The organism is Halonatronomonas betaini (assembly GCF_015666175.1).
GTDB lineage: Bacteria > Bacillota > Halanaerobiia > Halanaerobiales > Halarsenatibacteraceae > Halonatronomonas > Halonatronomonas betaini.
The window spans coordinates 68,484-95,069 of record NZ_JADPIE010000002.1 but is presented as its reverse complement, the minus strand read 5'-3'; the positions used below and the strand labels follow the sequence as shown (position 1 = coordinate 95,069).

22 protein-coding genes and 1 pseudogene are annotated in these 26,586 nt (G+C 33.4%); 17 read left to right on the top strand and 6 right to left on the bottom strand.

Going from position 1 to position 26,586, the window contains the following annotated elements; genetic code table 11:
* Positions 1 to 175: 175 nt before the first annotated feature.
* Positions 176 to 1,864: a hypothetical protein gene (locus tag I0Q91_RS03540; protein WP_270452911.1), complete on the top strand. Its 1,689-nt coding sequence runs from the start codon at positions 176 to 178 to the stop codon at positions 1,862 to 1,864.
* Positions 1,865 to 1,894: 30 nt separating this feature from the next.
* On the top strand, positions 1,895 to 2,116 hold the full coding sequence (locus I0Q91_RS03535; RefSeq protein WP_345790946.1) for an ankyrin repeat domain-containing protein: 222 nt from the start codon (positions 1,895 to 1,897) through the stop codon (positions 2,114 to 2,116).
* Between the two features lie 55 nt (positions 2,117 to 2,171).
* On the opposite strand, the gene I0Q91_RS03530 is transcribed toward I0Q91_RS03535, so the two are convergent.
* Together I0Q91_RS03530 and I0Q91_RS03525 are read right to left on the bottom strand one after the other, a co-directional pair.
* The gene (locus tag I0Q91_RS03530; protein ID WP_270452909.1) at positions 2,172 to 2,579 is read right to left on the bottom strand and encodes a type II toxin-antitoxin system death-on-curing family toxin; all 408 of its coding nucleotides are present in this window, start codon (positions 2,577 to 2,579) and stop codon (positions 2,172 to 2,174) included.
* Positions 2,576 to 2,800, bottom strand: a complete 225-nt coding sequence (locus I0Q91_RS03525; protein ID WP_270452907.1) for an AbrB/MazE/SpoVT family DNA-binding domain-containing protein — start codon at positions 2,798 to 2,800, stop codon at positions 2,576 to 2,578. The genes I0Q91_RS03530 and I0Q91_RS03525 overlap by 4 nt, the downstream gene beginning before the upstream one ends.
* Before the next feature lie 220 nt (positions 2,801 to 3,020).
* Between I0Q91_RS03525 and I0Q91_RS03520 the strand changes: the two genes are divergently transcribed.
* The 4 genes from I0Q91_RS03520 (at position 3,021) to I0Q91_RS03505 (ending at position 9,029) form a co-directional block, all read left to right on the top strand.
* A complete protein-coding gene (locus I0Q91_RS03520; protein ID WP_270452905.1) occupies positions 3,021 to 3,479 on the top strand; it encodes a GNAT family N-acetyltransferase in 459 nt (152 codons plus the stop codon).
* Between the two features lie 375 nt (positions 3,480 to 3,854).
* A complete protein-coding gene (locus I0Q91_RS03515) occupies positions 3,855 to 5,534 on the top strand; it encodes a hypothetical protein (RefSeq protein WP_270452903.1) in 1,680 nt (559 codons plus the stop codon).
* A 166-nt stretch (positions 5,535 to 5,700) separates the two neighbouring features.
* Complete coding sequence (locus tag I0Q91_RS03510) at positions 5,701 to 8,427, top strand: diguanylate cyclase (RefSeq protein ID WP_270452901.1); 2,727 nt, start codon at positions 5,701 to 5,703, stop codon at positions 8,425 to 8,427.
* A gap of 38 nt (positions 8,428 to 8,465) precedes the next feature.
* The gene (locus I0Q91_RS03505; RefSeq protein WP_270452900.1) at positions 8,466 to 9,029 is read left to right on the top strand and encodes a methyltransferase family protein; all 564 of its coding nucleotides are present in this window, start codon (positions 8,466 to 8,468) and stop codon (positions 9,027 to 9,029) included.
* An 89-nt stretch (positions 9,030 to 9,118) separates the two neighbouring features.
* On the opposite strand, the gene I0Q91_RS03500 is transcribed toward I0Q91_RS03505, so the two are convergent.
* Together I0Q91_RS03500 and I0Q91_RS03495 are read right to left on the bottom strand one after the other, a co-directional pair.
* Positions 9,119 to 10,345: a NupC/NupG family nucleoside CNT transporter gene (locus I0Q91_RS03500; protein WP_270452899.1), complete on the bottom strand. Its 1,227-nt coding sequence runs from the start codon at positions 10,343 to 10,345 to the stop codon at positions 9,119 to 9,121.
* A gap of 92 nt (positions 10,346 to 10,437) precedes the next feature.
* Entirely contained in the window at positions 10,438 to 10,890 is a 453-nt protein-coding gene (locus I0Q91_RS03495; protein WP_270452898.1) for a DUF6075 family protein, read from the bottom strand.
* Between the two features lie 156 nt (positions 10,891 to 11,046).
* On the opposite strand from I0Q91_RS03495, the gene I0Q91_RS03490 reads away from it, so the two are divergent.
* The 9 genes and pseudogenes from I0Q91_RS03490 (at position 11,047) to I0Q91_RS03450 (ending at position 23,053) form a co-directional block, all read left to right on the top strand.
* A complete protein-coding gene (locus I0Q91_RS03490) occupies positions 11,047 to 12,036 on the top strand; it encodes a YhdH/YhfP family quinone oxidoreductase (protein ID WP_270452897.1) in 990 nt (329 codons plus the stop codon).
* A gap of 226 nt (positions 12,037 to 12,262) precedes the next feature.
* Positions 12,263 to 13,030, top strand: coding sequence for a response regulator transcription factor (locus I0Q91_RS03485; protein ID WP_270452896.1), 768 nt, complete (start codon positions 12,263 to 12,265; stop codon positions 13,028 to 13,030).
* 221 nt (positions 13,031 to 13,251) lie between these two features.
* Positions 13,252 to 15,630 (top strand): leucine-rich repeat protein, encoded by a 2,379-nt coding sequence (locus I0Q91_RS03480; RefSeq protein WP_270452894.1) that lies wholly within the window; start codon positions 13,252 to 13,254, stop codon positions 15,628 to 15,630.
* Positions 15,631 to 15,678: 48 nt separating this feature from the next.
* Positions 15,679 to 17,247: a GLUG motif-containing protein gene (locus I0Q91_RS03475; RefSeq protein ID WP_270452892.1), complete on the top strand. Its 1,569-nt coding sequence runs from the start codon at positions 15,679 to 15,681 to the stop codon at positions 17,245 to 17,247.
* 1,037 nt (positions 17,248 to 18,284) lie between these two features.
* Positions 18,285 to 19,273 (top strand): annotated as a pseudogene (locus I0Q91_RS03470) (YhdH/YhfP family quinone oxidoreductase).
* A gap of 805 nt (positions 19,274 to 20,078) precedes the next feature.
* On the top strand, positions 20,079 to 20,207 hold the full coding sequence (locus I0Q91_RS03465; protein ID WP_270452889.1) for a hypothetical protein: 129 nt from the start codon (positions 20,079 to 20,081) through the stop codon (positions 20,205 to 20,207).
* Between the two features lie 28 nt (positions 20,208 to 20,235).
* A complete protein-coding gene (locus tag I0Q91_RS03460) occupies positions 20,236 to 20,361 on the top strand; it encodes a hypothetical protein (protein WP_270452888.1) in 126 nt (41 codons plus the stop codon).
* 576 nt (positions 20,362 to 20,937) lie between these two features.
* A complete protein-coding gene (locus I0Q91_RS14390) occupies positions 20,938 to 21,309 on the top strand; it encodes a helix-turn-helix domain-containing protein (protein WP_270452886.1) in 372 nt (123 codons plus the stop codon).
* A 403-nt stretch (positions 21,310 to 21,712) separates the two neighbouring features.
* Entirely contained in the window at positions 21,713 to 23,053 is a 1,341-nt protein-coding gene (locus I0Q91_RS03450) for an MBL fold metallo-hydrolase (protein WP_270452884.1), read from the top strand.
* Between the two features lie 116 nt (positions 23,054 to 23,169).
* Here the strand turns inward: I0Q91_RS03450 and I0Q91_RS03445 are convergent, their stop codons facing one another.
* Together I0Q91_RS03445 and I0Q91_RS03440 are read right to left on the bottom strand one after the other, a co-directional pair.
* The gene (locus tag I0Q91_RS03445) at positions 23,170 to 23,442 is read right to left on the bottom strand and encodes a hypothetical protein (RefSeq protein WP_270452882.1); all 273 of its coding nucleotides are present in this window, start codon (positions 23,440 to 23,442) and stop codon (positions 23,170 to 23,172) included.
* Positions 23,443 to 23,516: 74 nt separating this feature from the next.
* On the bottom strand, positions 23,517 to 23,936 hold the full coding sequence (locus I0Q91_RS03440) for a MerR family transcriptional regulator (RefSeq protein WP_270452880.1): 420 nt from the start codon (positions 23,934 to 23,936) through the stop codon (positions 23,517 to 23,519).
* A gap of 409 nt (positions 23,937 to 24,345) precedes the next feature.
* Here I0Q91_RS03440 and I0Q91_RS03435 point away from each other — a divergent pair, with 409 nt between their 5' ends.
* Both I0Q91_RS03435 and I0Q91_RS03430 read left to right on the top strand, forming a co-directional pair.
* Positions 24,346 to 26,202 (top strand): GLUG motif-containing protein, encoded by a 1,857-nt coding sequence (locus I0Q91_RS03435; RefSeq protein ID WP_270452879.1) that lies wholly within the window; start codon positions 24,346 to 24,348, stop codon positions 26,200 to 26,202.
* Positions 26,203 to 26,378: 176 nt separating this feature from the next.
* Entirely contained in the window at positions 26,379 to 26,576 is a 198-nt protein-coding gene (locus tag I0Q91_RS03430) for a hypothetical protein (protein WP_270452878.1), read from the top strand.
* Positions 26,577 to 26,586: the final 10 nt, after the last annotated feature.

Below are 26,586 nucleotides of genomic sequence, written 5' to 3'. Positions count from 1 at the left end.
TTAGACTTAACGAAAGTGCTGGCTAATCGCCAGCACTTTTTAGACTAAGGGTAAGTGAAAAACACAAACCATGCCAAAATATTAAAAAGATTTGCAGGAAGATTATGATCAATCATGAATTAGATAATTAACAGATATAGAAGTTTTCCAAACCAAACAACCTGGAGGGGTTAAGTTGAAGAAATTAAGACCTGTTTTACTATTTTTTATCGGTTCCTTTGTAATCCTGCTGGTACTATCCTTATTTTATTTTAATTTTTATCAGAATAATCCAGATGAAATTCAGCATCTGAGATTAGAAGACTGGTCACAGCCAGTTCAGATTGCAGCAAACATACCGACTAGATCCTATGATATTTTATTTACTGATGAAGGTTATAGCCTTTTTACCATTAAAAATTATGATGGTCAGAGAATTATTAGACAGAAAGATATTGATTATAATGGCGAGATCCAGGCAGAAACTGAACCTGTCAGGGCAGGCCAGGTAGTCTCTCCTCAGGCAGTCTCTTTTGCAGATGAAGATTATCTCTTTTATTTTGCCGGTTCAAGCTCCAGTGATCAAAACCTTAAATCCCAAAACCTGAATACAGATAGTGCACCGATCACTCTGCAGGAAGATATAAGTTTTCCAGGTTCATTAAGCATTACAGAAACTGATGATATGCTTATTTTAGCTTACAGTGAAAGAGATCAAGAACTGGGGCAAAACATCCTATCCATTAAGGGCTATGATGAGTTTTATGAAGAACAGATTTTTTCAATAACCCATACCTTTGAACAGGGTGTAGGCTATCCCAAATTAGCCTCTATCGATAATGAAGTCTTCTTAGCCTGGCAGGAAATTAATCCAGATAAAATGTTCATTTCCAGTGATGATGATAGATTTAACCGCTATCTCCTTAATCTCAGTCAGTTAGACATTGAAACTGGAGAATTAGAGGCAACAGAAGAACTTGGTCAATCCTATGGAAATAATGCCAACATAAAAATTGGGGAATACAATAATGAGCTATGGTTATCCTGGGTTCAATTTGATAGTGACCTTAATAATAATATAATCATAACTGGACATTTCAATAGCGAACTGGACTTTCAGGAGTTCTCCCGCAATCCTGGTATTAATCCATCATTTTTTATTGATGGTGATGAAAAAGTAATTATCAATTCCCGTGAACTTGAAAAAAGGGGACAGGCAGCCCTCTTTAAGAACCGCTTTTCTGAAGGCGATAATGGCTTACAAAACAAACGAATATTTCCTGCTTTGAATTTCAGTAGTAATTCAAATATAAAAGAACATGAAGATAATCAGCATTTATTCTGGACAGAGGCAGCCTCTCCTGGAAGAGATATTTATTATTCAAATACAATTGAACCAGAAGAGATTGGTATTATGGAGTTTATGGGATTTAACACTATCGACTCTTCTATAGAACTGGTTTCGAGCTTAGCAATCTATTTCACCTATCCTATAGCTTCAATTAATTTAATGTTAGGGTATTCCTTCATTCCGCTATTGATTGTAATTTTAGCCATATATTTATTTAGCAAAAAGTCAACTAGATTTTATGAAATAACTCAAGATATACCCTATGTTTCTTTTATAATTGCAATTATAGCTATATCAGGAACAGCAATATTAATACAAGGAAATATTAATGATCTCTTTACCTTTAATATACCTCCTGCAAGTCAGAGTCCTATAATTTTTATAGTTGTAACTCTAGTTAGCCTGGGCTTTATATATTTTCTTAACCATGACAAAGGACATTCATTATATATCGGTTTAGGTACAGTTTTAATTTGGTTATACTGGTTAAGTCAGGCTGCATTAGTCTATAATCTCTATAACTTTTTTATATAATGACAGCATTGGAAGGATCATGGTTTAGAAATAGATGCTCAAAATATAAATGATAAAACACCATTAATCTTCTCAGCCAGGTATAATGATTCACCTGAAATCATCAATACCTTATTGGATTTTGGTGCAGATCCAACCATACAGGATAGAGATGGAATGATGGCCTTAGATTATGCAGAAGAGAACCCGGATTTAGTAGAAACTGAAGCTTATGACAGATTATTAGAAGAGACTGAAGCAGCTAAAAATTAACAACTCAAATTTAAATAGACTTAACAAAAGTGCCGGCTAGCGCCAGCACTTTGATTTATCTAATCGTATTAAGATATTCATCTACATTTTCTTCAAGCCATAAAACTAATTCTTTTTTTGATAATTGCCCAGAAGACACCTGAATCATCATTTTATAGGCTTCCTTTTCAGAAGCAGTAATTTCAAAATTGTTCATTTGCAAAAAAGTATCCATAGCAACAAAAGCAATTCTTTTATTTCCATCAACAAAAGGATGATTATTACAGAGGTGATAACCATAAGCTGCTGCCATTTTCATTAATGAATCATGTAAATATTCACCATTATAAGTAGCTTTAGGTTGCTCAAGGGCAGAATCCAATAAATTTTCATCTCTGATACCAGAACTGCCACCATAATCTTTTATAAGCTGTTTATGAAAGTAGAGAACAATATTCTTCGGTATAAATTTAATCTCGCTCATTCAGCTAATTCCTTAAGGGTGTTTTTATATTTTTGATTTGTTTTATCATAAGCCTCGGCCCATTCTTCAAACTCAGGGTCAAATGGGGTCAACTTAAAGCCATCCTCAGTTTCAATGATATGAAGCTCTTCACCTTCTTTAAGATTATATTTTTCTTTAATCTCCTTAGGAATTGTAAAGCCATAGCTATTCCCAACTTTTCTTAATTTTATAGTTTTCATAATCAATCACCTCAACTATATTATAACATCTGTATTACATAAAAAGCAATTGAACAGTAAGGCTATATAGAGATAAATAAAATTATTAATCAAAACTTGACAATTTAAATTTTAGATTTATAATATAAATAAATGATATTAAAAAACTGAATAAATATTTTAAATCAACTTTATTTAAGCTGATAAGTAATCTTTAAATAATTATAAGGAAGTGAAACCATTGCAGATAAAAATTGAAACAGCCAGCCGAGAAAATCTAGAGGCCTGCTATAACATACTCATGAATTCAAAACTGGGCCAACTCTATTTCTCTCAAAAAGATCCAGCAAAATTTCTGGCCAGGGCAATCGATAGTCAGGAAATATTTGTAGCTCTAAATAAAGAAAACCAGACTACAGGTTTCATCTGGGTAGAACTACATGGAACCTTTGGAAAATATCCTTATTTACATTTAATCGTTGTAGCCAGTGATTATCAGTGCCAGGGAATAGGCCAGAAACTTATGAATTATTTCGAAGACGTAATCACAGCAGATTATGACAAAGTCTTTCTTCTGGTAGCCGATTTCAATAAAAGAGCTAAGAAATTTTATGAAAACTTAAATTATAAAGAGGTGGGCCTGATTCCAGATTTTGCAATCGATGGAGTAGATGAATATTTAATGATGAAAAGGAAATAATAACTTATCAATAAATTTTTTTAATATATTATAGAGGGGAAGAACTAAATGTTTTATAAAATTAGTATTAAAAAACATCTGCTATAGATAAACATGATTGCAATTGTGGTTGCTGGGGTTATCCAATGGAAATAGGAACTTACTGGACCTGGGATAAAAGTAAGCTAATCGGCTGTCCTGAATGTACTGAAGAAATTTAAAGGTTATCTATAAAATAAAAAAACTCGCACCTAAATGGAGCTATATTCAGGGCGAGTTTCCTGCTGTTTGCCAACTAAAATAAAAAGAGCTCCATTAAATAGAAGGAGTAAGCAGATATATATTGAAATAAGTAGTGGGCACTAATAATATATACTATTAACTGGAGGAATTGATTTGAAGAAATTCAAACCTGTAATATTATTTTTTATAGGATCATTTGTAATACTAATAGTTTCATCATTATTATACTGGAACTTTTATCAGAACAATCCAGGAGAAGTTAACCACTTAAGGCTAGAAGAGTGGTCACAACCAGTCGATATTGCAAATAATATCTCAACCTCAAACTATGATACTTTATTCACCGAAGAAGTAAATAACCTTTTTACAATTGAAGACGAAAATGATCAGCGAACTATTAAGCAAACAGTATTTAATAATAGTGGAGAAATTCAGGAGACAAACGAGATAGTCAGGGCAGACCAACTCGGGTCACCTGAAGCTATATCATATTTAGGTGAAGATTATCTCCTTTATTTCGCTGGAACCAGCTCCAGCAATCAAAATCTTAAGGCAAAGAATTTAAATGACCTGGAAAATCCAATAACTTTTAGAGAAAACATTGAATTTCCAGGCAGTTTAACAGCTGTAGAAACTGATGATATGCTTGTACTGGCCTATATTGAAAGAGATCAGGAATTAGGTGAAAATGTATTAACAACTAAAGCCTTTGATGATATAAATGGTGAGGAGATCTTTAGTAATACTTATTCTTTTGAAAACGGTGCCTTCTTCCCAAAACTAAATACAATCGATAATGAAATATTTTTAGCCTGGCACCAAAGAAATCCTGATACCATGTTTGTTTCAGGTCAACAGGATAGGTACAATCGTTATGTCTTAAATATAGGTCAATTAGATATTGAAACAGAAGAATTGAATAAGTTAGCAGAGCCTGGAGAGGCCTTTGGCAATAATGCTAATATAGATACAGCAGTTTATAATGACCAACTATGGATCTCCTGGGTTAAATTTGATTCAGAGACAGAAAGCCAATTTATCCATACAGGCTACTTAAACGATGATAGTTTTCAAGAGCATTCATCTATTCAGGGGTTTAATCCATCAATTTTTATAGATGAAGAAAAGAAGTTAATTAACTCCAGGCCATTAGGAGTACAGGCGAGGGCTGGACTTTTCACAAATAAATTATCTGATGATGAAATTACTGGTACTCAAAGAATATTTCCAGCTTTTAACTATAGCAGCAATTCAAAAATAATTGATTATGAAAATAATAAACATTTATTCTGGACAGAACCTGCCTCAACAGGGGCTAATGTATACTACTCAAATACCATTGAACCAGAAGATAACAACATAGCTGAACTTTTAGGCCTTAACACTATTGAGTCGCTAATGGAAATAATGTCTAGTCTGGCAATTTATTTTTTCTATCCTATCGTTGGCTTTACCATGGGAATGTTAAATATACTCATTCCAGTTTTAGTAGTTATGCTGATTATCTATCTATTAAGAAAAAAATCGTCTGGTTTCAAAGACCTGGCAAATGACAATTCACTTATCGCTTTTGCTGGTATAATCACAGGTATCATAGCATTCAATTTAATTATACAGGGCGATATGCAATATCTTTTCTTTTTAAATCAGCCACCGGCCAGTCAGATACCATTAATAATTGGAGTTGTTACAGTAGTAAGTCTAGGCTTCATATATTTACTTGATTATGACAGAGACCATTCTCTATACATTGGCATAGGCACTGCCCTATTGTGGTTTTACTGGCTGTACCAGGCAGCATTAGTCTATGATCTTTACAGCTTCTTAATCTAACCAACCTCTAACCAACCCTGGTTAGACTTTCTTAGACCTTTCCAAAAAAATAATTAATCATCAATCCCCAGGTATAATCGCCTGGGGTTTTAATCTGTACATGTTTGTTTAAATTTCATGAATATTATATAATATCATTAACCATATTATATGAGGAGAGTCTTCATTGAAAAAAATACTTAACAACCTCGAAGAAATCAATAATTATAGGATTATCTTAATACTAATACCAGCACTCTATTTCATCTTTCCAGTTTTCTATTATTATTTTGCTGGTATAACTGATCCAATGCCCTTAATTCACAGGCTTATAGGGGCTTCCATGTTCTTAATAGTATTTCTGATATCATTTTTTAGCAATCAGGTACAACTTAAGATAGAAAAAATAACAATGGTTGTTGTTTATCTGGCTATCCTGCAGTTAGTCTATTTAAATTATATTTCCAACTATCAGCTCGATCTTGCTTTAAGTTTAATAGTAGTAATTGCTGTGGCTAACCTATTCTTTAGTAAAAATAAATTAAAACTCTACCTTAATCTTCCTCTGGCCTTATTAGTAGCAGCCACATTATCACTAATTGAAAGTCCAGATGTTTCTATAATAGGCTACTTCTTCACGTATATATTAGTTGCTGGTTTGACATATTTTATTAGTTATTTTAAGACAAAAGGAGAAAAGAAATTCAATAAGCTCATCGATAATATGCCTGCAGCCTTTGCCCGACATAAAATTATACTTGATGAAAAAGATAACCCAATAGACTATATTTTTCTTGAAGTGAATAAAGCCTTTGAAGAAATGACCGGATTAAATGAGGCTGATATAATCGGGAAAAGAGCAACTGAAGTTCTAGAAAATCTTAGCCATCAAGACTGGATTGAAAAATATGGAGATGTTGCTCAAACACAAACTGATAAAAATTTCGAAGAATACTCTAAACCACTGAGTAGATGGTATGCTGTCAATGCTTTCAGTCAAAAGAAAGGCTATTTCACAACCTTATTTTATGATATTACCGAGCATAAAAGTAAAGAATTAGAAATTAAGAAACAGAAAGAAAAATTAGATTTAATAATTGAGGGTACCGAAGTCGGTATCTGGGAATATAATATCCAGACAGGAGAAACTAACTATAATGAAAAATGGGCAGGAATGTTTGGCTATACATTAGAAGAGCTTAAGCCTACCACAATTAAAACCTGGGATTCTCTTGTTCATCCAGAAGATGCTAAAAAGTCAGAGAAAGTTTTTCAAAAACATCTAAATGGAGAATTAGACTTCTATAGCTGTGAAAAAAGAGTAAAACATAAAGACGGTCACTGGGTCTGGGTATTAGGTCAGGGCAAATTAATTTCACGCACAGATGATGGCAGACCATTAAAAGTTCTAGGGATTAACATTGATATTTCAAAGCAGAAAGAAAATGAGAGAACGATCAAAGAACTAAATAAAATAGCTATTGAGTTCCAGAAACTAAATAGCGAAGATGCTATTTGCAAAAAAACTATTGAAGCAGCCAGGGAAATCCTGGACTTTGATTTATGTGGTATTGCACTGGTTAAAGATAATGAGTTTATAATAAAAGCAACTTCTGGTGATCTGGATATCAAATCATTACCATTAGACCACGGAAAACTTGGCAAAGCATATAAAAATAATAAAAGTTATTTAAATAAAGATATAAATATAGACCCTGATGCCAGACCAGTAAAAAGTACTTATAAGTCAGGTATAGCTATACCAATAGAAAATATAGGGGTCTTCCAGGCAGCATCCAATGAAAAAGCAGCCTTTAACCAGCAGGATCTGGAACTTGCAGAAATACTTGTATCTCACACCAGAGCAGCCCTGGAAACATTGTATTATCAAAAAGAGCTGGAATATAAATCATTCCACGATAGCTTAACGGGACTATACAATAGAAGATTTTTTGAAGAAGAGATGAATAGACTGGATACCGAAAGGAACCTGCCAGTAAGCATTATAATAGCTGACTTAAATGGCCTAAAACTTATCAATGATAGTTATGGCCATGATAAAGGCGATGAGGCCTTAATAAAAACAGCAGATATCTTAAATGAAGTTTTAAGAGATGAAGATATAATATCCAGGCATGGCGGAGATGAATTCGCAGTCTTATTACCTGAAACAGATACCAAAACTGCCGCAGATATCATGAGGAGGATTAAAGATAAAGTCAGGGAGTTTAATCAAAGAGAAAAAATCCCAATATCCTTTGCGCTAGGGGCAGCAACTAAAGAAGAAATCAATCAGGATATAAATGAAACTTTAAAAACAGCAGATGATAATATGTATCAAAATAAACTTTCAGAGAGAAAAAGCAGTAAAAGTAATATTGTTCAGGCCTTATTAAATACTTTAAGTACAAAAAGCGACGAGACAAAAGAACATGCAACCAGAATGACAAAATTAGCCCTTAAGTTTGCAGAAAAACTAAATTTAAATAGTTCAGAAGTAAATAGATTGTCATTGCTGGCTACCATGCATGATATTGGCAAGGCAACGATTTCAGAAGATATCCTGACAAAACCAGGTAGTCTTAATCAAAAGGAATGGGAAATAATAAAGCAGCATTCAGAAAAGGGTTATAAAATAACATCTTCAATTGCAGAACTATCTATAATAGCTGAAGACATATTATTCCATCATGAGCGCTGGGATGGTGATGGCTATCCCCAGGGCCTGTCAAAAAAAGCAATTCCCTATCTATCAAGGATAATAACAATAATAGACGCCTATGATGTCATGACAAATAAAAGAAGTTACAGCGATCCAATTAGCAAAGAAGAAGCCCTGGCAGAAATAGAAAACTGTGCCGGAACTCAATTTGATCCAGAACTGGCAGAAAAATTTATAGAGATGATGAGATAAGCTTAGCATAAATATGAAAATTATACAGGGGGATTAAAATGAATATCAGCCAGATCAGTTTTTATATTGCTCTAATATCCGGTATTATATTAATTATAGGCATAATCATCGATTTAAAGAATCAAAAAATCAACCTCTGGCCTATAACTGAAGCAAGTTTATTTGGTATTATAGAGTTAACAATCTGGCATGTTTTTTATATAGCAACCGTAGTATTTGCAATACTTACTGCAATACCCCTTATTGAATTTAGTATTATTAACTGGGTAGGTTTAATTTTGTTCATAATCGGGTTCTGCTTTTCTATCTGGGCTATTATAGAACTTAATATAAAAGAGAGTTATGGAGTAAAAGGAGAGTTCTGTTCTACTGGCCCATATAAATACTGTCGAAATCCCCAGTCAACAGGAATAATAATTCACTTTCTAGGCGCAGTTTTATTTACCTATTCAGTCTTAATGATAATTCTAACATTAATTCACATGATACTTCTAATTCTCCTGGTCTTTGCAGAAGAACCCTGGCTCCATGAAAAATACGGCCAGGATTATTTAGAATATAAAGAACAGGTCCCATATCGGTTTATCCCTTATATTTATTGATCGTCTCTAATATAAACTAATAATAAAACCGCCCTGGCAGAAACTTATATCCAGGGCGGTTAACTTATATATTTAATTAACCCAGAGATCTAACCGATAAATAGACCTGCAATAGTTGCAGTTGTATAAGTGGCTAAAGTACCAGCAATAAGAGCCCTAACACCTAAAGAAGCGATCATACCCTTACGATCAGGGTCCAGTGGACCAATACCACCAATCTGAATAGCAATCGAGCCGAAATTAGCAAATCCACAGAGAGCAAAAGTAGCTATCGCCTGTGAACGTTGAGATATAGCCTCTTCAGCAATCAACTCAGTCAGGCTGGCATAGGCTACAAACTCATTTATAGCCATCTTCTGGCCTAAAAGACTTCCAATTTCCCTTGCCTCTTCCATCGGTACTCCCATTAAATAAGCAAATGGCGAGAAGAGCAGGCCAAGAATTCCCTCAAGACTGGTACCGAAAAATCCTAGCCCATGATTGATCAGAGCAATTATAGCCATAAAGGCAATCAACATAGCAGCTACATTTAAAGCCAGCTTTAATCCTTCACTTGCACCATCAGCAACTACACCTAAAACATTATCATGCTCAAGCTCTATATTAACTTTTACTGTCCCTGCAGTTGTAGATTCTTCAATTTCAGGAATCATAATTTTGGCCATAACCAGAGATGCAGGTGCCGACATTATACTGGCTGCCAGCAGATATCCAGGGTCGATTCCCATACCAACAAAAGCAGCAAATACACCACCGGCCACTGTAGCCATACCACCGGTCATCAGAGCCATAACCTCGGAGCGGGTCATTTGCGGTAAATACTTTTTAATTACCAGAGGAGCTTCAGTCTGGCCAATAAAAACATTAGCAGCTGCAGCCAGAGATTCGGCTCCACTTAAATCCATAGCCTTTTTCATGACAGATGCCATAACCTTAACTACTTTTTGAATAATTCCAAGATAATAGAAAAGTGACATCAAAGCTGAGAAATAAATAATAGTCGGGAGGACATAAAAGGCAAACGGGGCTTCCTCAAAATAACCGTCTAAAGCACCACCAACACCATGAACAAGTTCTTCACCGAATACAAATACAGCACCATCAGCAGCAAAATCCAGGATTGTAGCAACGAATTCAGTTAGAATTTCAAATAAGAACCTGCCCTGAGGAACAATCAGAATCAGAAAACCAAAAACAAGCTGGAGCAGAATGCCTCCAATCACAGTCTTGATATTAACTTCGCTTCTATTTTCAGATAAAAGAAAGGCTATACCCAGGAATACGAACAGACCAAAGATTGGTATGATTCTTTCCATTTTATAGGCCTCCTTATTTAATTAAATTATATATAATTACTCAGGCATTTACAAACCAAACATCCCTTAGCAGTTAAGAATTATTTAATCAATCACCAGAGTTCAGCATCAATCTCAAACCGCATCTTAATAGCATCAACTGCAACCAGAACATTTTCACCCTCAAGATTATTAAAGATATCCAGGATACCAATATCAAAAAGATCTCTGCCAGTATAAAAATAAAAAGCCAGCTGGACTAAAGCCTGCTCCCCGGGAGATAGTAACTCCCTGAAAGCCTGGGGATTAGGCCGGAGTTCATTAAAGAAAAGAAACTTACCAGGTGCCTGCCTGAACTTTTTAAGAGAGGCCAGTAAATAAAAGAGAGAGAGCCGATCCCTGGAGCCAGGAGCAGTCTCAGTTTCAGCAACCAACCTATCAAAATACTCCTTGTGATCTTTACATTTAAAATAAAATTCATTTCCCTGAGCCCATTCCTCATTAGTCGATAAAGCCTTATCCATATGATCAACAGTACCAACCATATTAATAGTTCTAGGTTTCATAACTAACCCCTCCAGAGAATAATAAAACCTCAATCGAACATCTGTTTAATTATTTTATCATAAAAATTAAAGCTTAACAAGACTCAGTTGCAATGAAAATTATTCTATGTTTAAATTAATATAGATGTAAAATACAAAAGTGGAGGTGCATTAATATTGGATAATAAAAAATTTAAAGCTTTAGAAATAAAAGAAGTCGACAATGACTATAAAAGAAATATTATCGAAAAAGAGATTAATGAACTCCCTGAAGGCGACCTGCTTATCAGAGTTAAATATTCATCTCTGAACTATAAAGATGCCCTGTCAGCAATCGGCAATAAAGGGGTAACAAAGGAATATCCCCATACTCCAGGGATTGATGCCGCCGGTGAAGTTGTTGAAGATAAGAGCAATAATTTCCAGAAGGGAGATAAAGTAATAGTAACAGGCTATGACCTCGGCATGAATACAGCCGGAGGATTTGGCGAATATATCAGAATCCCATCAGACTGGGCTGTAAAACTCCCGGAAAACTTAACCTTGAAAGAGAGCATGATCTATGGAACAGCAGGATTTACCGGAGCACTCTCTGTCCATAAACTTCTATCAGCAGGCATTCCAGGTAAAAACATCTTGGTTACCGGACCTTCAGGCGGAGTTGGCAGTTTTGCCTGCAGCTTTCTGGCCAGAGAAGATTACAATGTCACAGCAGCTACAGGTAAGACAGATGCAAAGGAATACTTTCAGAACCTTGGCGTAAAAGAAGTGATTAGCAGATCTGAAGTTAACGATGATTCCGGCCGGATGCTCCTTAAAGAAAAGTGGGATGGCGTTATCGATACAGTTGGCGGCAATATGCTTGCCACAGCCATCAAATCAACTAAATACTCAGGAGCAATCACCTGCTGCGGCAATGTAGCATCAGCTGACCTGCCAATAAATGTCTATCCATTTATCCTGAGAGGAGTCAGCCTATTAGGAATAGATTCAGTCCAGGTCAATAGAGAACTTAGAGAAGATATCTGGCATAAGCTTGCCAGCGACTGGAAACCTGATCACCTGGATGAAATAAGCACAGAAATCACCTTAGACGAACTTAGCGATTATATAGATAAAATGCTTGCCGGCGACTCAAAGGGCCGAGTCGTTGTCAACCTAAACTAATATAATCTTATTAAACTTGCCCTTTAAGCTAATATAATATTCCCTTAAATTTAAATATAAACAACAGTCTGCCTGGATATTTTAGTGCTAAGAACCCTTTCCAGGCAGGCTTTTTATATATACATTTAATATATCTAATTTGTTTAAAATAGTCGAATAATATATAATAATAGTATTAAAACATATTTGTTAAATAAATATCTGCTTTTTTGAGGTGTATTTTATAATGACTGAATCAAAATTAAGAGCCAACATGTGGCAGTATGTTGTAGAATTTTTAACTAAAACAACTTACATAACTACCCTTGATGAATATGGCTATACTATCTTAAATGAAATTAGAGGCTATATTCCATATGATGTTGCTCATTTTATGTCCTATGATAATGATAAAGTTGTAGATTTCAAGAAAATAGATATTCCAGATAAAACAGTAGATGATTATAATGATTTTTATTATAAAAAAGATACAATCAAAAAAAGATTTTTTAATGAAAAGAAAGCCTCAAAAAGTAGTCTTATCATGGATTATCGTGAGTGGCGCAAAACAGAGTTTTTCAATGATTTTTTATTACCCAATAGTTATTTTTATCTCTGTGGAATAGATATTCATCATAACAATCAACTTCTAGCTACCCTTACATTAATTAGAAGCAAAAAAAGCAGAGACTTTAAAACAATTGACTTATTATTTTTAAATAGAATCTCAACCTGTATAGGTAATCATATATATTTATTAAAAGAGTATAATCAAAATATGACCAGGAACATAACATTTAAAGAACTACAAAAAGAACGAATTGAAAACTTAGAACTAACCCCAAGAGAAATAGAAATAGCACGATTAGTAAAATCCGGTTTGACAAATAAGGAGATTAGCAATCGTCTCTTTATTTCAAAGAACACAGTTAAAAAACACCTCCAGAACATTTATAATAAATGCGATGTATCCAATAAAGTATCTCTGGTTTCAAAACTCCATCAGATAAAATAGCCTGATAGTATATATTTATCAACTAAATCTAAATTAAATATTTAAAACCTTAAAAAGGTCAGATTAAGTAAAGAATAACTCAATCTGGTCTTTTTTGTTTTAAGCTATGGAATTCCATTAATTTATATTAAATATTACCCGAACGGGTAATATTAATTCCCTGGCATCAATGTTATGCTTAATAATATATTTTAAAAGTATAACCGGGGGAGGGGTTCCAAATGATTTCAAAAAGTATAAAGGTTCTTTTCACTATCGTGCTGTCTTTAACAATTCTTTTAATACTAACATCCTGTGATTCATCATCTTCTTCTAATTCATCAGATTTAATTCTAGTTAATGATTACGAGGTTAATATAACAGTTATAGACTCTCACACTGAAGAAAGCATTGCAGGAGCAGAAGTTAGTTTAGGGGATAAAACAGCTATAACAGATGTTAATGGGTTAGCAAAATTTAATTCAGTAGAAGAGGGCCAGTATTCATTATCAGTAACTGCTGAAGATTATAAATTAGCAGATAAAGGAGTCATAACTATAGATTCAGATTCTACAACTTTCATCATTAATATGGAACAGATCATAATTATTTCAGAAGAGTACTTTACATTTGATAGTTCCACTGGAACAATAATAGATTATAATCCAGAAGGTGGGTTAGATGTAGTCATTCCTGCAACTATTGATGGAATTAAGGTGGTTGAAATAGGAAATGAAGCTTTTATGAATAAACAACTTACTGGAGTCTCTATTCCCTATGGTATAGAAATAATTGGAGACAGAGCGTTCAGAGATAATCAAATAAAAATTCTTATTCTACCTGATAGTATTAAAAGCATAGGTTATCAGTCATTTAGATTAAATGAGATTAAATCATTAAAACTTTCTAGAGAAATGGAAAGTATAGGTTTAGAAGCCTTTAGAAATAATGAATTGACAAAATTAATTATACCAGAAAACATTAAAATCATTGAAGAAGAGAGTTTTCGCAGAAATAATCTTATAGAAGTCGTATTTGAGGGGACGCCTAAAACTTTTGAACGCAGAGCTTTTTATCAAAATCAATTAGAGAGTTTTGAAATTCCAGAAGGTTTAAAGATTATAGATGAAGGGGCGTTAAGTTACAATAAGCTAAACTCTATTACAATTCCAGATACAATTACAGAAATGGGTATTAATGTTTTTTTAGATAATGAATTTACAGAGCTTCCAAAGCTTCCTGTTTCTATTACAACTTTACCTGCTGGAATATTTTATAATAATAAAATTACAAATATAGCTATGCCTGATCATATAACAATAATTGGGGAAAGGGCATTTAGAGGAAATAATATTGTTTCTATATCAGCTGAGGACTTTAATAATGTCACAATAATTGAATCTGCAGCATTTCCAGAAAATCAAATTAGTAGTCTAGAATTTTCAACCAAAATTACAGAGGTTAGAGATCAGGCTTTTCATCATAATAATTTAAAAAGTCTAGATATTCCTGAAAGCTTAGCTAAAGTTGGACAAAGTGCTTTTTATTATAATCAGTTAGAAGAGCTTAAAATAGCAAATGATGTAGAGATTGATAACTATGTTTTTCGAGAAAACCAGCTAACAAAAATAATTATCGGTGAAAATGTAACTTTAGGAAAAAGCCTTTTAACTGGAGAGTTTGGAGATCCAGAGAATAATGTTTTTCGGAATATATATGAAAATCAAGGAGCAGGTATTTATATAGGTGAGCAAAAAGGAAGCTGGACAAAAGTTTATGAAATTAATATAAATGATGTTCAGAATGGATCAGCCAATGTAACTGTTAACAAAACATTAGCATCAGAAGGAGAAATAGTAACTGTAAATATCTCAGAAATTGAGTCAGGCAAAGAATTTAAATCGATTCAGATCAACGATGGTTTTATAACAACAAATGAAAAAATAGCAGGTGAAAAGTATACATTCACGATGCCAGCAGAAACAGTAACAGTGACTATTAAGCTTGAACAAATACCAGGAGTATTTATAACTGAAGTTATACTAACAGGTGGTGCAACCATTGCAGATCGTTTTGCTAGCTCTAATACAGCAGCTAATTTAATAGCAGATGCCATCAGGGAAAAAACTTCAGCAGATATAGCTACAATAACTAGTACAATTGTAGAATCAGGGGTTGAAATTGCTGCTGGTAGCTTGACAGAAGATGAACTATTAAGCTTGTATTCATCATTTATTGATGATCGTAAAGCAGTTATAGGAGAAATGAAAGGGGCTAGAATAAAAGAATTATTACTGGAAGAATCTCAAAAGTTCAATGATATTCGTCTGCAGGTATCTGGAATGGTTTATAATATTTATCTAAATAGCAGTGGTGATGCTTATAAAATTGATGATGTATCTTTAGCTGATGGTTCACCAGTTTATGATTCTGAATTATATACAATAACTTTTAATTCTTTTAATTTTAATGATTATAATTTAGTGGAAGGTGATGACATAACTATTATAACAACCACTCAGGAAACTGAAAAAGAGATGCTATTGAACTATGTTAATAATCTAAAAGCTCCTATACCTGAAAGCCTGGCCGATTTTAGAATTCAGATTATCCAGGATTGAATATAATTTTACTTTTGAATATATAATAATAAAAAAGGGGGTAAATTCATGAATACCAATAAAAAAATATTATTATTTATGATTGTATTAATTTTTGCTTTAATAAGTATTGCAGCTTGCGATAGTGGCAGCCAGGTCGTTGATAATCCAGAAACATATAATGCATCTCTAATTATTAAAGGCGTTGTTAATGAAGATCATGCAGAATTTTTTAGTGTCCTAGCAGATGGAGAATCAGGTGTAGATGAATTTTATTATCTAGATAATTCTTTGGCTGGAGATATCACTGGTTTATCAGGAACCACAGAATTAACTCTAGTTATTGATAATGATAATATTACAGATGGAGAGTATACAGTTTATAATAATTTAATAGAGGTTGACAAGAATAATAATAAGGTTATATTTGAAGTGGTCTTTTTAGAATATAATTCAGATTTTGCAGGTGGCTTTGGTACTAAAGAAAATCCATATCTTATAGAAACAGCTGAACAATTAAATAAAGTTAGAAGCTATTTGGATAAGCATTTTAAACTAATAGCTAATATTGATTTGATTGCTTTTGATAATTGGGAACCAATTGGAGATGAAGATAATCTATTTTCAGGATCTCTAGATGGCAATAATAAGATAATCACTAATTTAAAAATTAATAAAACTGATGAAAACTACTTAGGGTTATTTAATCGCATAAGTGAAGAGTCAATGATCTTTAATCTTGGATTACAGGACGTTAATATATCAGGAAATAGATATATTGGTGGCATAACAGGGCGTAATTATGGTGAAATAGTTAATTCTTATGTTACAGGAGATATTGAAGTTAGTGGTGATTATGTTGGAGGTATTACAGGACGTAATGATGGTAATATAATTAGCTCTTATTATATTGGAAATATAAGTGGAAACGAAAATCATTCAATAGGTGGTATAACAGGGTTTAACTCTGGTGAAATAATTAATTCTTATACTGAAGGGAGTGTAGAGTCTTATAGATATTATGTTGGGGGGTTAGTAGGCATAAACAATAATATAATAAGTAACTCTTATAGCCATAGTAAAGTTGTGGCAATTGATTCGGTAGGTGGATTAGTTGGAAGAAACGCAGGCAAAATAGATAAGTCTTTTAGTACAGGTTTGGTTGAACAAAAATCCAGTGAAAATTATCATAGTGGTAGAGCTGGGGGGTTAGTAGGAGATAATTGGAATGCTGAGATCATCAATTCATACAGTACAAGTAGAGTTGAAGGTGAGTGTGAAAATATAGGAGGTTTGGTAGGAACTAATAATAGGGGAGAAATATTTATGAGTTATAGTACTGGTTATGTTAGTGGCAAGGCAAACAATATTGGAGGCTTTATTGGCAATTTTTACAGCGGAACTATAGAATACTGTTTTTGGGATAAATCAATAAATGATCAACTTAATGGAGTGGGAGAACCGGAAGGTGATGCTAACGGTAATGTGGTAGGTAAATATTCCTCTGAAATGAATAAAGAAACTAATTTTAAGAATTGGGATTTTATTGATGTTTGGGCAATTGAAGAAAATGAAACTTATCCCTGGTTATTGTGGCAGGGAGAACCAGCAGATTTCAATGAAAATTCTGCAGAATAAATTTAATTTTTGAACACCGTCAAGACTTAGATTTTCAATTTGGCGGTGTTTTATATTCTTATAAACACAAGAAAACTGAGGGAAACCTCAGTTTTTTATTATACCCTCAGACTTAATCCCCTAAGGGAATTTCATTTAACTTATTTTCCCTGGATGATATAATCTAAAATATTAAATATAAAGTTTAACTAATAAGGCAAGATGTTAATAGGTTTGAAATATAAAGCCATCAATATTACAAAAATCTAGCACAAAACCTGTACCAGCCCCAAACCAATTCAACTCCGATTTAATCTTGGGGCCAAAATAGTATCAATTCGCCCTGGTTTAACCCGCTTGCCTAGTTTTCTGTCATCAGAATTCAATCAACTTCCATACGCTTCCCTTCCTACTCCCCTCCTACACCTACTCCATAACTCTGCTTTCTCCATTCTTTATTAATATTGACATCTAAAATATATTCCTGCAAGATATTTGTGATATCAAAGTAAAATAGTATATTTTTGTATTAATTTGAAAGGAACATAATAAATACAATTCAATTAGATGGGGTGGTTAAAATTAATACCAGCAATGAAATACCTGATAACGAGATAGATATAGCTTTGAAAATAGAATACAGTTTCCTTAAAAAGAACTTCACTAAATTAGATAATAATTTTATCAAAAAAACTGAAGAAATTGCAATAAATGTTTACAATAAATTCGACCAGGAATAGCTGTTCCGGTCTGACCGGTCAAACGACGTCAGTTAGTTAGGGAGACTCTCTCCTATACCCTGGAAGCTAAGTTTCTATAAAGAATATGCACTTAATAATACCCATTAATAAAAATCGTAGAGGATTTTTCAGAAATTTAATATAAATCATTGCAGGATAAATTTAGTAAGTGATGAATTATAATATTGAAAAATAAACAGATATAATGCAAAGTCTCCTATGATATAATTATAAATTTCATATTTCAAATCAAACTTATGATAAATATTAGGTTATAAAAATCAGCAAAAAATTAATTAAATGAAAAGGGGTTTAATTATGAATAACAAAAAGTTTATAGCTTTAGAAATAAAAGAAGTCGACAACGACTATAAAAGAAATATTATCGAAAAGGAAATCAGCCAACTTCCAGAGGGTGACCTACTTATCAGGGTCAAATATTCATCATTAAATTACAAAGATGCACTATCAGCAATCGGCAATAAAGGAGTGACAAGGGAGTATCCCCATACTCCAGGCATCGATGCTGCCGGTGAAGTTGTTGAAGATAAGAGCAATAATTTCCAGAAGGGAGATAAAGTTATAGTAACAGGCTATGACCTGGGCATGAATACAGCTGGTGGTTTTGGAGAATATATCAGAATCCCATCAGAATGGGCAGTGAAACTTCCTGACAACCTGACCCTGAAAGAGAGCATGACCTATGGGACAGCAGGCTTCACTGCAGCACTATCTGTCCATAAACTTCTAAGAGCAGGTACTCCAGGCAAAAAGATCTTAGTTACCGGACCTTCAGGGGGAGTTGGCAGTTTTGCCTGCAGTATTCTCGCCAGGCAGGGTTACGAGATTACAGCTGCCACAGGAAAGACAGGCGCAAAGGAATACTTCCATAACCTTGGTGTAAAAGAAGTAATTAGCAGATCTGAAGTCAACGATGATTCCGGTCGGATGCTCCTTAAAGAAAAGTGGGATGGCGTTATCGACACAGTTGGCGGCAATATGCTGGCCACAGCTATCAAATCAACTAAATACTCAGGAGCAATCACCTGCTGCGGCAATGTAGCCTCAGCTGACCTCCCAATAAATGTCTATCCATTTATCCTGAGAGGAGTCAGCCTATTAGGCATAGATTCAGTCCAGGTCAATAGAGAACTTAGAGAAGATATCTGGCATAAACTCGCCAGCGACTGGAAGCCTGACCACCTGGATGAAATAAGCACAGAAATCACCCTGAACGAACTCAGAGATTATATAGATAAAATGCTTGCCGGCGACTCAAAAGCCGAGTTGTTGTCAATCTAAAATAATATAATCCTAATTAACTTGCCCTTTAAATGCCTTTTAAACTAATATATTAATTCTTTAAGTTTAAATATAAGCAACAGTCTGCCTGGTATTTTATAAAAAGCCTCTCCAGGCAGATTTTATATTTAAGCCACATATCAATAAATTAAGCTTTAATTATAGTTTTGTCATTTAATGCACCCACCACCTATATAAAATTCCTGCTAGCTCTGATAAAATTAAATATAATTAGCTCTGGCCTTTGATTCCTCCTCTAACTCCAGAAATCAATTCCCCTGGCCACTAATTCTGAATTAATCCCCCCACTAAATTTTCATCAACCCTACATCAACTCTACATCAACCCTACCCTGATATTATTCCACTCCAGTATCTACCCAGTACCAACCCAGTACCAACTCAGTACTAACCCAGTCCTGATCCTATTAACAGTTTATAATTATGCTCCTGACATCTAATCAAATATTCTATAGCCAGATCTGGCATTCCTCATCACATAATTCAATAATAACTAATATATCTTAATATCAAAATTAAATATATTTATTTTAAATTATTTTTTAATTAATTTTTAGGATGTTTTATATCGTCAGCAAAATTTCAAAAAAAGGCTATAAATATATGATATAGAGGGTTTTATAAAGGTTTAAATCTCTCAAAAAACAGTCTCTGATACTTTAATATGTTAAACTATTTATTAAATATATCAATTATTTTATTAAAAATATTAATTTAAAGCTTGACAAACTTAATTTTTAGGTTTATAATATAGACAAATAGTAAAAATAAATTAAAGGAGGTTATCGAAATGGGATTCCTAAATAATATTCTAAATTTAGAAAATAACGAATTCAAAATGAAGAATGATCAGAGAGAAGAATTTTATCAGGAACATGTTCATAACTGCTTAAAGAAAAATCAAGATTTCATGTATTAAAAACAAACAAAATAAAGGAGTGATAAACATGTTAAATATAATGAATTTATTCAACCTAAAGAGAGATAACAACATCAAGTTAACCGAAGGAGAAAAAATCAGAGAAGAGCATATCCACAACGGTTTAAAGAATTATCAGGGCCAGATCTTTTAAATAAAAAGTTATCAGGAGGTGGAGTGAGATGATCAGAATATGAAAATTGACAGTAAAGTTATAAAAATAGAATCATTAAAAATTAAATCAACTAAAAATACTTAAAGTCCTCTGATTATTAAAATATCAAGGGGGCTTTTTAAATTTATCATAAAAAACTTAAATATTACTGCCCTGATTATTTATAATACCTGCAGGAGAATAAAAATATTTAGATAAAACCTGCATCTATACCACATCAACCCTACTCCCATATTATCCTGCCACTATAACAGCCTAAACTCGCACCAGCTCCAGCAACCTGGCCAACTTTTCACCATCAAAATTCATCCGCCTTTCATACGTTACCCCTACCTCACCCCTCCTACATCCCTACCTCCATAATACAGTTATATTAATATTAAAAAACACCATATATTTTAAAGTTAACCCATAATAAAAATTGTTTAAAATTACCTCAAAATTATATTGACAACTCGGGTATATTCCTATAAAATTTACGTGATTTATAAGCAAAACACTATATTTTCATACTTATTCGATAGCAACACAAAATACCAAATTTAAATAGATAGGGTGATTAAAATTAATACCAGCAAAGAAACAACTGATAGTCAACTAGATATATCTCAAGAAATAGAATATACTTCCCCTAATCAGAACTTCACTAAACTTGATAATAATATTTTAAAAGACCCCAATATCTCAATTCAGGAGAAAATCTTATATGCATCCCTGGTCAGTTATTGCTGGGATAGCGGCTATTGTTATCCTGGCCAGATGCGTCTTGCCAGTGAGCTAGGAGTTTCCGATAGAAGCATTAGGAACTGGTTAAAGGGTTTAGAAAATTATGGCCTGATCAAAAAAGTAAATAGAACTGGCACCTCCAATATATATTATTTAAAAGATCCTGCAAATATTTATCCTGACGCAGCTTATGATCAATAATCTTTCTTTCTACCGGTCAAAATCATCCGGTCTACCGGTCAAAATTGTCCGGTCACTAAGGAAGTTTTTAACCTCTAACCCTGGAAACCTGTTTCCTAAGAAGAATATGAACTTAATAATACTCATTTAATAATAAACCATCGACACTTTTTAAGATTTTTTAAAAAAGAACTTATTAGAAATTTAATTGCAATCATGCAGGATAAATTTAGAAAATGATGAACTATAATATTAGAACAGATTCAGGCCTATTTCGATATAAATCCAGAACGCACCAGAACCTATAATACAGCCTGGCATAACCAGCAAGAATATAAAACTATAGCTCACAGCCCAGATAGCATTAAAGAGCCAATATAGCAGCCTGTAAGCAGATAAAATAAGGAGGTGTTTATATTAAATCATGCCCAAACTAATAATCCACAGAGATACTGAAAAGATTGGTGGCTCAGTAGTTGAATTAATCAGCAATAATGGCACCAGAATATTAATAGATGCAGGCCTTCCGTTATTAGAAGACGATGGCAGCATGCTAGATTTCAATAAATATAAATCAAAGTCAGTCAAAGAATTAATAGATCTAGGGATAATTCCTTATGTAGACGGCCTTTATAAAGATTTCGATAAAGATATCGTCAGCAAAAATAAATCAGACATAGACGGCATTCTGATCTCCCATGCCCACAGAGATCATTACGGACTCATCCAGTATATAAAAGAAGACCTAAAATATTATCTCACCGAAGCAACCCATAAACTAATTGATATCACAACATTATTTTCAGATAGCAAAATAGAAATAGACAATTATCAACATATTAATAGTGGCCAGCCCTTTACAATCAAAGACTTTAAGATCACGCCAAATTTTATGGATCATTCCGGCTTTGACTCCCAGGCTTTCCTCATAGAAGCCGACGGCAAAAACCTTGTATATTCCGGAGATTTTAGAGGCCATGGCCGCAAAAATTCCCTGGAATATTTCTTTAGAAACCTTCCTGAGAAGATTGATGGCCTGATTATGGAAGGCAGCAATATAGGCAATGAAAATAAAACTGAAAAACCAGAAGCCAGGCTGGAAGCTGAAATTGAAAAAGTATTAGCAGAGCCAGGCCTGGTATTATTTACAGCCTCCGGCCAGAATATAGATAGAATAATTTCCTTTTATAGAGCTGCCAGAAAGACAGAGAGAATATTTTTAATAGATTTTTACACAGCCAGTATCCTGGATATAATAAAAGATTACGCTGAGATACCCTATCCTTCAAGCAAGTTTAGCGATGTAAAAGTCTATTATCCTGAGTTTCTAACAGATAAAGTCTTTAATATGAATCAGGAAGAACTGGCCTATAAATTCAGCGATTATAAGATGGGAAAAGAAGAGATAGTGGCCAAAAGGAATAAAATATTAATGCTGGTCAGAAACTCCACAGTCCATGATCTCAATAAAATAAGCGATCTTGATAAAGATATATTCAAAAATATCAGTTTTATCTATTCACGCTGGCCAGAATATTTAGAGAAGGGCAAGTTTAAAAACCTCCAGAACTTTATAGATGAGAACAACATGAAATTCCATAAGATTTATACCAGCGGCCACGCAGATATCAAAACATCAGCTAAAGTAGTTGATGAATTAAAACCAGCCAAACTATTCCCTATCCACACCTTAAACCCTGAAGAATACAACCAGTTTAATGCAGATGTAAAGAAGCTGGAGAATGGTGAGGTCTATGAATTATAGCTTAAATTAAAATATGACCCTGATAACATTATGCCTTGCCTGATCAACATTTCCAGCTAATAAACAAAAGAAATAATAAATAATAAAAACCTCCGCAAACTGCGGAGGTTTCAACTTTAAGCCTTACCTAAACCAGCTTCCTGCAGAGCTTTAAAGTCAATACCTTTATCATTACAACAATCTGCTAATTCACCGTCAATTGCAACAGAAGGAAGGGTTCTAACTCCATATTCCTTTGCTTTTTCCTCGCAAATATTGGATTCACATTTGCTATTTAAATCATAAACAACCACTTCACAATTAGGACAGGCCAATTCTTTAATTTTTTCAACAGCATTATCACATATAAAGCATCCAGCTGTAAATACTTCAATTTTTCTTTTACTCATCTGTAGCACCTCCTTACACTAATAATTATAAACAATATACCTAACTACAGTGCAAATAGAATTCAAAAATTAAACTAATTATTAAAGTCCAGCTTTTTTTCTTCAATCCCTTTTAATATCGGGCACCGGTCTGTAGTTTTTTCAGTATCACATGCAGTAATTAATTCAGTTAATATTTTCCTCATCCTCTTTAAGTTCTCAATCTTTTTGTCTATGACTTCAACCTTTTCTTGAACCCTACGCCTGACTTCTTTGAAATCTGAATCCTGATCAACACTTAATGAGAGCAGTTCTGAGATCTCTTGCAGAGAAAACCCCAGCATTTTTGCAGTTTTAATAAATTCAAGTCGTGTAATATCTTCCCTGCTATATATTCGATAACCAGACTTATTTCGAGGAGGCTCAGGAATAATTCCCTCTCTCTCATAATATCTAATAGTTTCTATATTAATCTCAACTCTATCAGCAAGCTCACCAATAGTTATTTCACTCATCTCTAACCACCTCATTATTTCAATTTCTCTTATATTTATTATACACCCTGTAGTAAGGTCCAGGTCAAATCCTGATTAAGCCTATCAGATACATCCCGAGCACTGATCTTTATTTATGACCCCCTCCTTACTCGACGGTTACCAAACAGTAACTTTAAGCAAATTTCACAAAGACAAATATTAATTCCAATAATTTGCAGGAACTCTCAAACTTTTCTATAAGTGAATAAATATAAGGTTATATAATTTGATTATAATAGCATTCTAACAAGCTTATTATTCTCAATTTACATAATTTAACCAAAAATTTTAATAAAAGATGTCACAAAATTAAAATTAATTACACTAATAAAATGAGGAAACCTCATTTTATTAGATTTAAATAAAAATTATAATAGGGGGTAAAAAAATGCTCAAAAGATTTTCTGAAAAACAGAAACTCATTGTCTTGCTGGCTTTTGTTGTACTTATCTCTTTGACTTTAGCTGCCTGTGATTCGTCGTCTTCAGATGGTACCAGCCCAGATCCAGAAACATATCAATTAAGTTTCGATTACTTAGGAGAAGGTGATTTACCTGAACTTGATGGAGAATATGATGAAGACTCTTCAGTTGAAATCTCAGCTGATCCAGCTAATGGCTGGGAGTTTTATAAGTGGGAAGGCGAAGGTGTCCAGAACCCTGAAGAATCAAGCACTTCGGTATTAGTAAGCTCAGATCAAGAAATCAGAGCAATATTCATTGAAGAATATGATGGAGAAACTAATGCTGATGGCTATGCTGGCTGGGAAGGAACTGAGGACAAACCGTATTTAATAAAAAATGCTATTCAGCTAGATAATATTAGAGAGAATCTTGATGCTAGTTTTATCTTAATCGAAGATATAGATCTAAATTATGACCAGAATGACGAGTGGGATCCAATTGGTGATTATTGGTGGGATGAAGATGAAGAGAGATGGCTTTCAATTAGTTTCATCGGTCAGCTTGATGGTAGAGGGTATAAAATAAGTAATCTTAAATTTGAATATTATGATGATGAAAATATAGTTCCAGGTTCTGGAATTGGATTTTTTTCAGTTATTGAAAATGCTAAAGTGACAAATATAAATTTCACTGATGCAGAAATAAAATCAAATGGAAATACAGGAATTGTTACAGGCAGAATTGAAAATGGATCAATAATTAGAAATTGTTATGTTGAGGGTAATATAGAATCTAATTTTGCAGTAGGAGGTATTACCGGTACAAATAATGATGGAGAGATTTTAGATTCAACTGCAGATGTTAATATAACAAGTGATGGCTCTGTAATAGAAGAGAATGGACCATTATTATCTAATACTGGCGGGATAGTAGGTACTAATAATGCTGGAGAAGTAAATAACTCTGTTAGTTATGGTAATATATCTGCTGAAGGTAACAATGTTGGTGGAATTGTAGGTTCTAACAGACTTGAAGAGAGTCTTGTGAAAAATAGCTATGCAAATGGGAAAATAGAAGGAAACAATAATGTTGGAGGTCTTGTTGGTTTTAATGAAAGTGATATAGAAAATAGTTATGCTACAGGAGATGTAGAAGGAAAAGAACAAATTGGTGGTTTAGTTGGAGGATTTAATGAAGGTGAGATAATTGATAGTTTTGCTAAAGGAATAATAACAGGTGAAAGTGATGTTGGAGGATTAATAGGTGGTTCAAATGGGGAAATTATTAGAAGTTATGCTTTAGGAGAAGTTTATGGTTTAGTAGAAAATGGCGGTCATTTTGGAGGGTTAGCAGGCACTTTAAATGGAAATATATCAGAGTCTTTTGCAGATGTAAATGTTGAATTACTTCAGGATCAAGATGAACATTCCGTTGCAGGTGGCTTAGTTGGTTTTGTGGGGGAGGATGGAAAGATTGATAATTCTTATGCAACAGGAAATGTATTGTCTGAAGGCGATGAAAGTCCTCTTGGAGGTCTTTCAGGTGAAAATAGAGGAGAGATAACAAACAGCTTTTCAGCAGGAAAAGTAGATGAAGGTAACAATAATGGTGGATTCAGTGGAAATAATGACCACATTATTGAATATAGCTATTACGACAAAGATACTTCCGAACAAAATGATGAAAATAAAGCAATTTCTAAATCTACAGAAGAAATGATGCAGCAGGACACATTTGAACCAGAATGGGATTTTAATGATATCTGGGAAATAGATGAAGGTTCCAGTTACCCATATTTACAATGGCAGGATAACAATATTCCAACGCCAGATAACATTTAATAATAAATACTAATTTGAAAAGCTGAGGATAAAACCTCAGCTTTTTTAAACTCTAACTGTCTGTGATAGGGTTTCACTTATTCAACTGTTAAAAAGTCATCTAATAATTTAAATTTTAATAAGTCATATAATCATAACTGAAAAATTATTGGATTAAGGCAGGATAAATTTAGTAAATGGTGAAATATAGTATTAATAACATAAATCCAGTTAATTCAAAATGTCTTTGGTCATTACCACCATATAAACCAGTAGATTTTATGGACTACCTGGAAAGCACAGGCATCAACCTGGAAGAATTTCGTCAGTTACCTGTCTGTAAGTTTGCCGTTAAAAATGATAAGATTGTAGATGAACAGTGGATCAGAAATTAAAAAGATAAAT

What these genes read in the sequence shown, in the direction of transcription:
- I0Q91_RS03530 (WP_270452909.1), bottom strand. Translation starts at nt 2,579, where the DNA reads ATGAGCGAGATTAAATTTATACCGAAGAATATTGTTCTCTACTTTCAT.
- I0Q91_RS03525 (WP_270452907.1), bottom strand. Translation starts at nt 2,800, where the DNA reads ATGAAAACTATAAAATTAAGAAAAGTTGGGAATAGCTATGGCTTTACA.
- I0Q91_RS03505 (WP_270452900.1), top strand. Translation starts at nt 8,466, where the DNA reads ATGAATATCAGCCAGATCAGTTTTTATATTGCTCTAATATCCGGTATT.
- I0Q91_RS03500 (WP_270452899.1), bottom strand. Translation starts at nt 10,345, where the DNA reads ATGGAAAGAATCATACCAATCTTTGGTCTGTTCGTATTCCTGGGTATA.
- I0Q91_RS03495 (WP_270452898.1), bottom strand. Translation starts at nt 10,890, where the DNA reads ATGAAACCTAGAACTATTAATATGGTTGGTACTGTTGATCATATGGAT.
- I0Q91_RS03485 (WP_270452896.1), top strand. Translation starts at nt 12,263, where the DNA reads ATGACTGAATCAAAATTAAGAGCCAACATGTGGCAGTATGTTGTAGAA.
- I0Q91_RS03480 (WP_270452894.1), top strand. Translation starts at nt 13,252, where the DNA reads ATGATTTCAAAAAGTATAAAGGTTCTTTTCACTATCGTGCTGTCTTTA.
- I0Q91_RS03475 (WP_270452892.1), top strand. Translation starts at nt 15,679, where the DNA reads ATGAATACCAATAAAAAAATATTATTATTTATGATTGTATTAATTTTT.
- I0Q91_RS03465 (WP_270452889.1), top strand. Translation starts at nt 20,079, where the DNA reads ATGGGATTCCTAAATAATATTCTAAATTTAGAAAATAACGAATTCAAA.
- I0Q91_RS03460 (WP_270452888.1), top strand. Translation starts at nt 20,236, where the DNA reads ATGTTAAATATAATGAATTTATTCAACCTAAAGAGAGATAACAACATC.
- I0Q91_RS03450 (WP_270452884.1), top strand. Translation starts at nt 21,713, where the DNA reads ATGCCCAAACTAATAATCCACAGAGATACTGAAAAGATTGGTGGCTCA.
- I0Q91_RS03445 (WP_270452882.1), bottom strand. Translation starts at nt 23,442, where the DNA reads ATGAGTAAAAGAAAAATTGAAGTATTTACAGCTGGATGCTTTATATGT.
- I0Q91_RS03440 (WP_270452880.1), bottom strand. Translation starts at nt 23,936, where the DNA reads ATGAGTGAAATAACTATTGGTGAGCTTGCTGATAGAGTTGAGATTAAT.
- I0Q91_RS03435 (WP_270452879.1), top strand. Translation starts at nt 24,346, where the DNA reads ATGCTCAAAAGATTTTCTGAAAAACAGAAACTCATTGTCTTGCTGGCT.
- I0Q91_RS03430 (WP_270452878.1), top strand. Translation starts at nt 26,379, where the DNA reads ATGGTGAAATATAGTATTAATAACATAAATCCAGTTAATTCAAAATGT.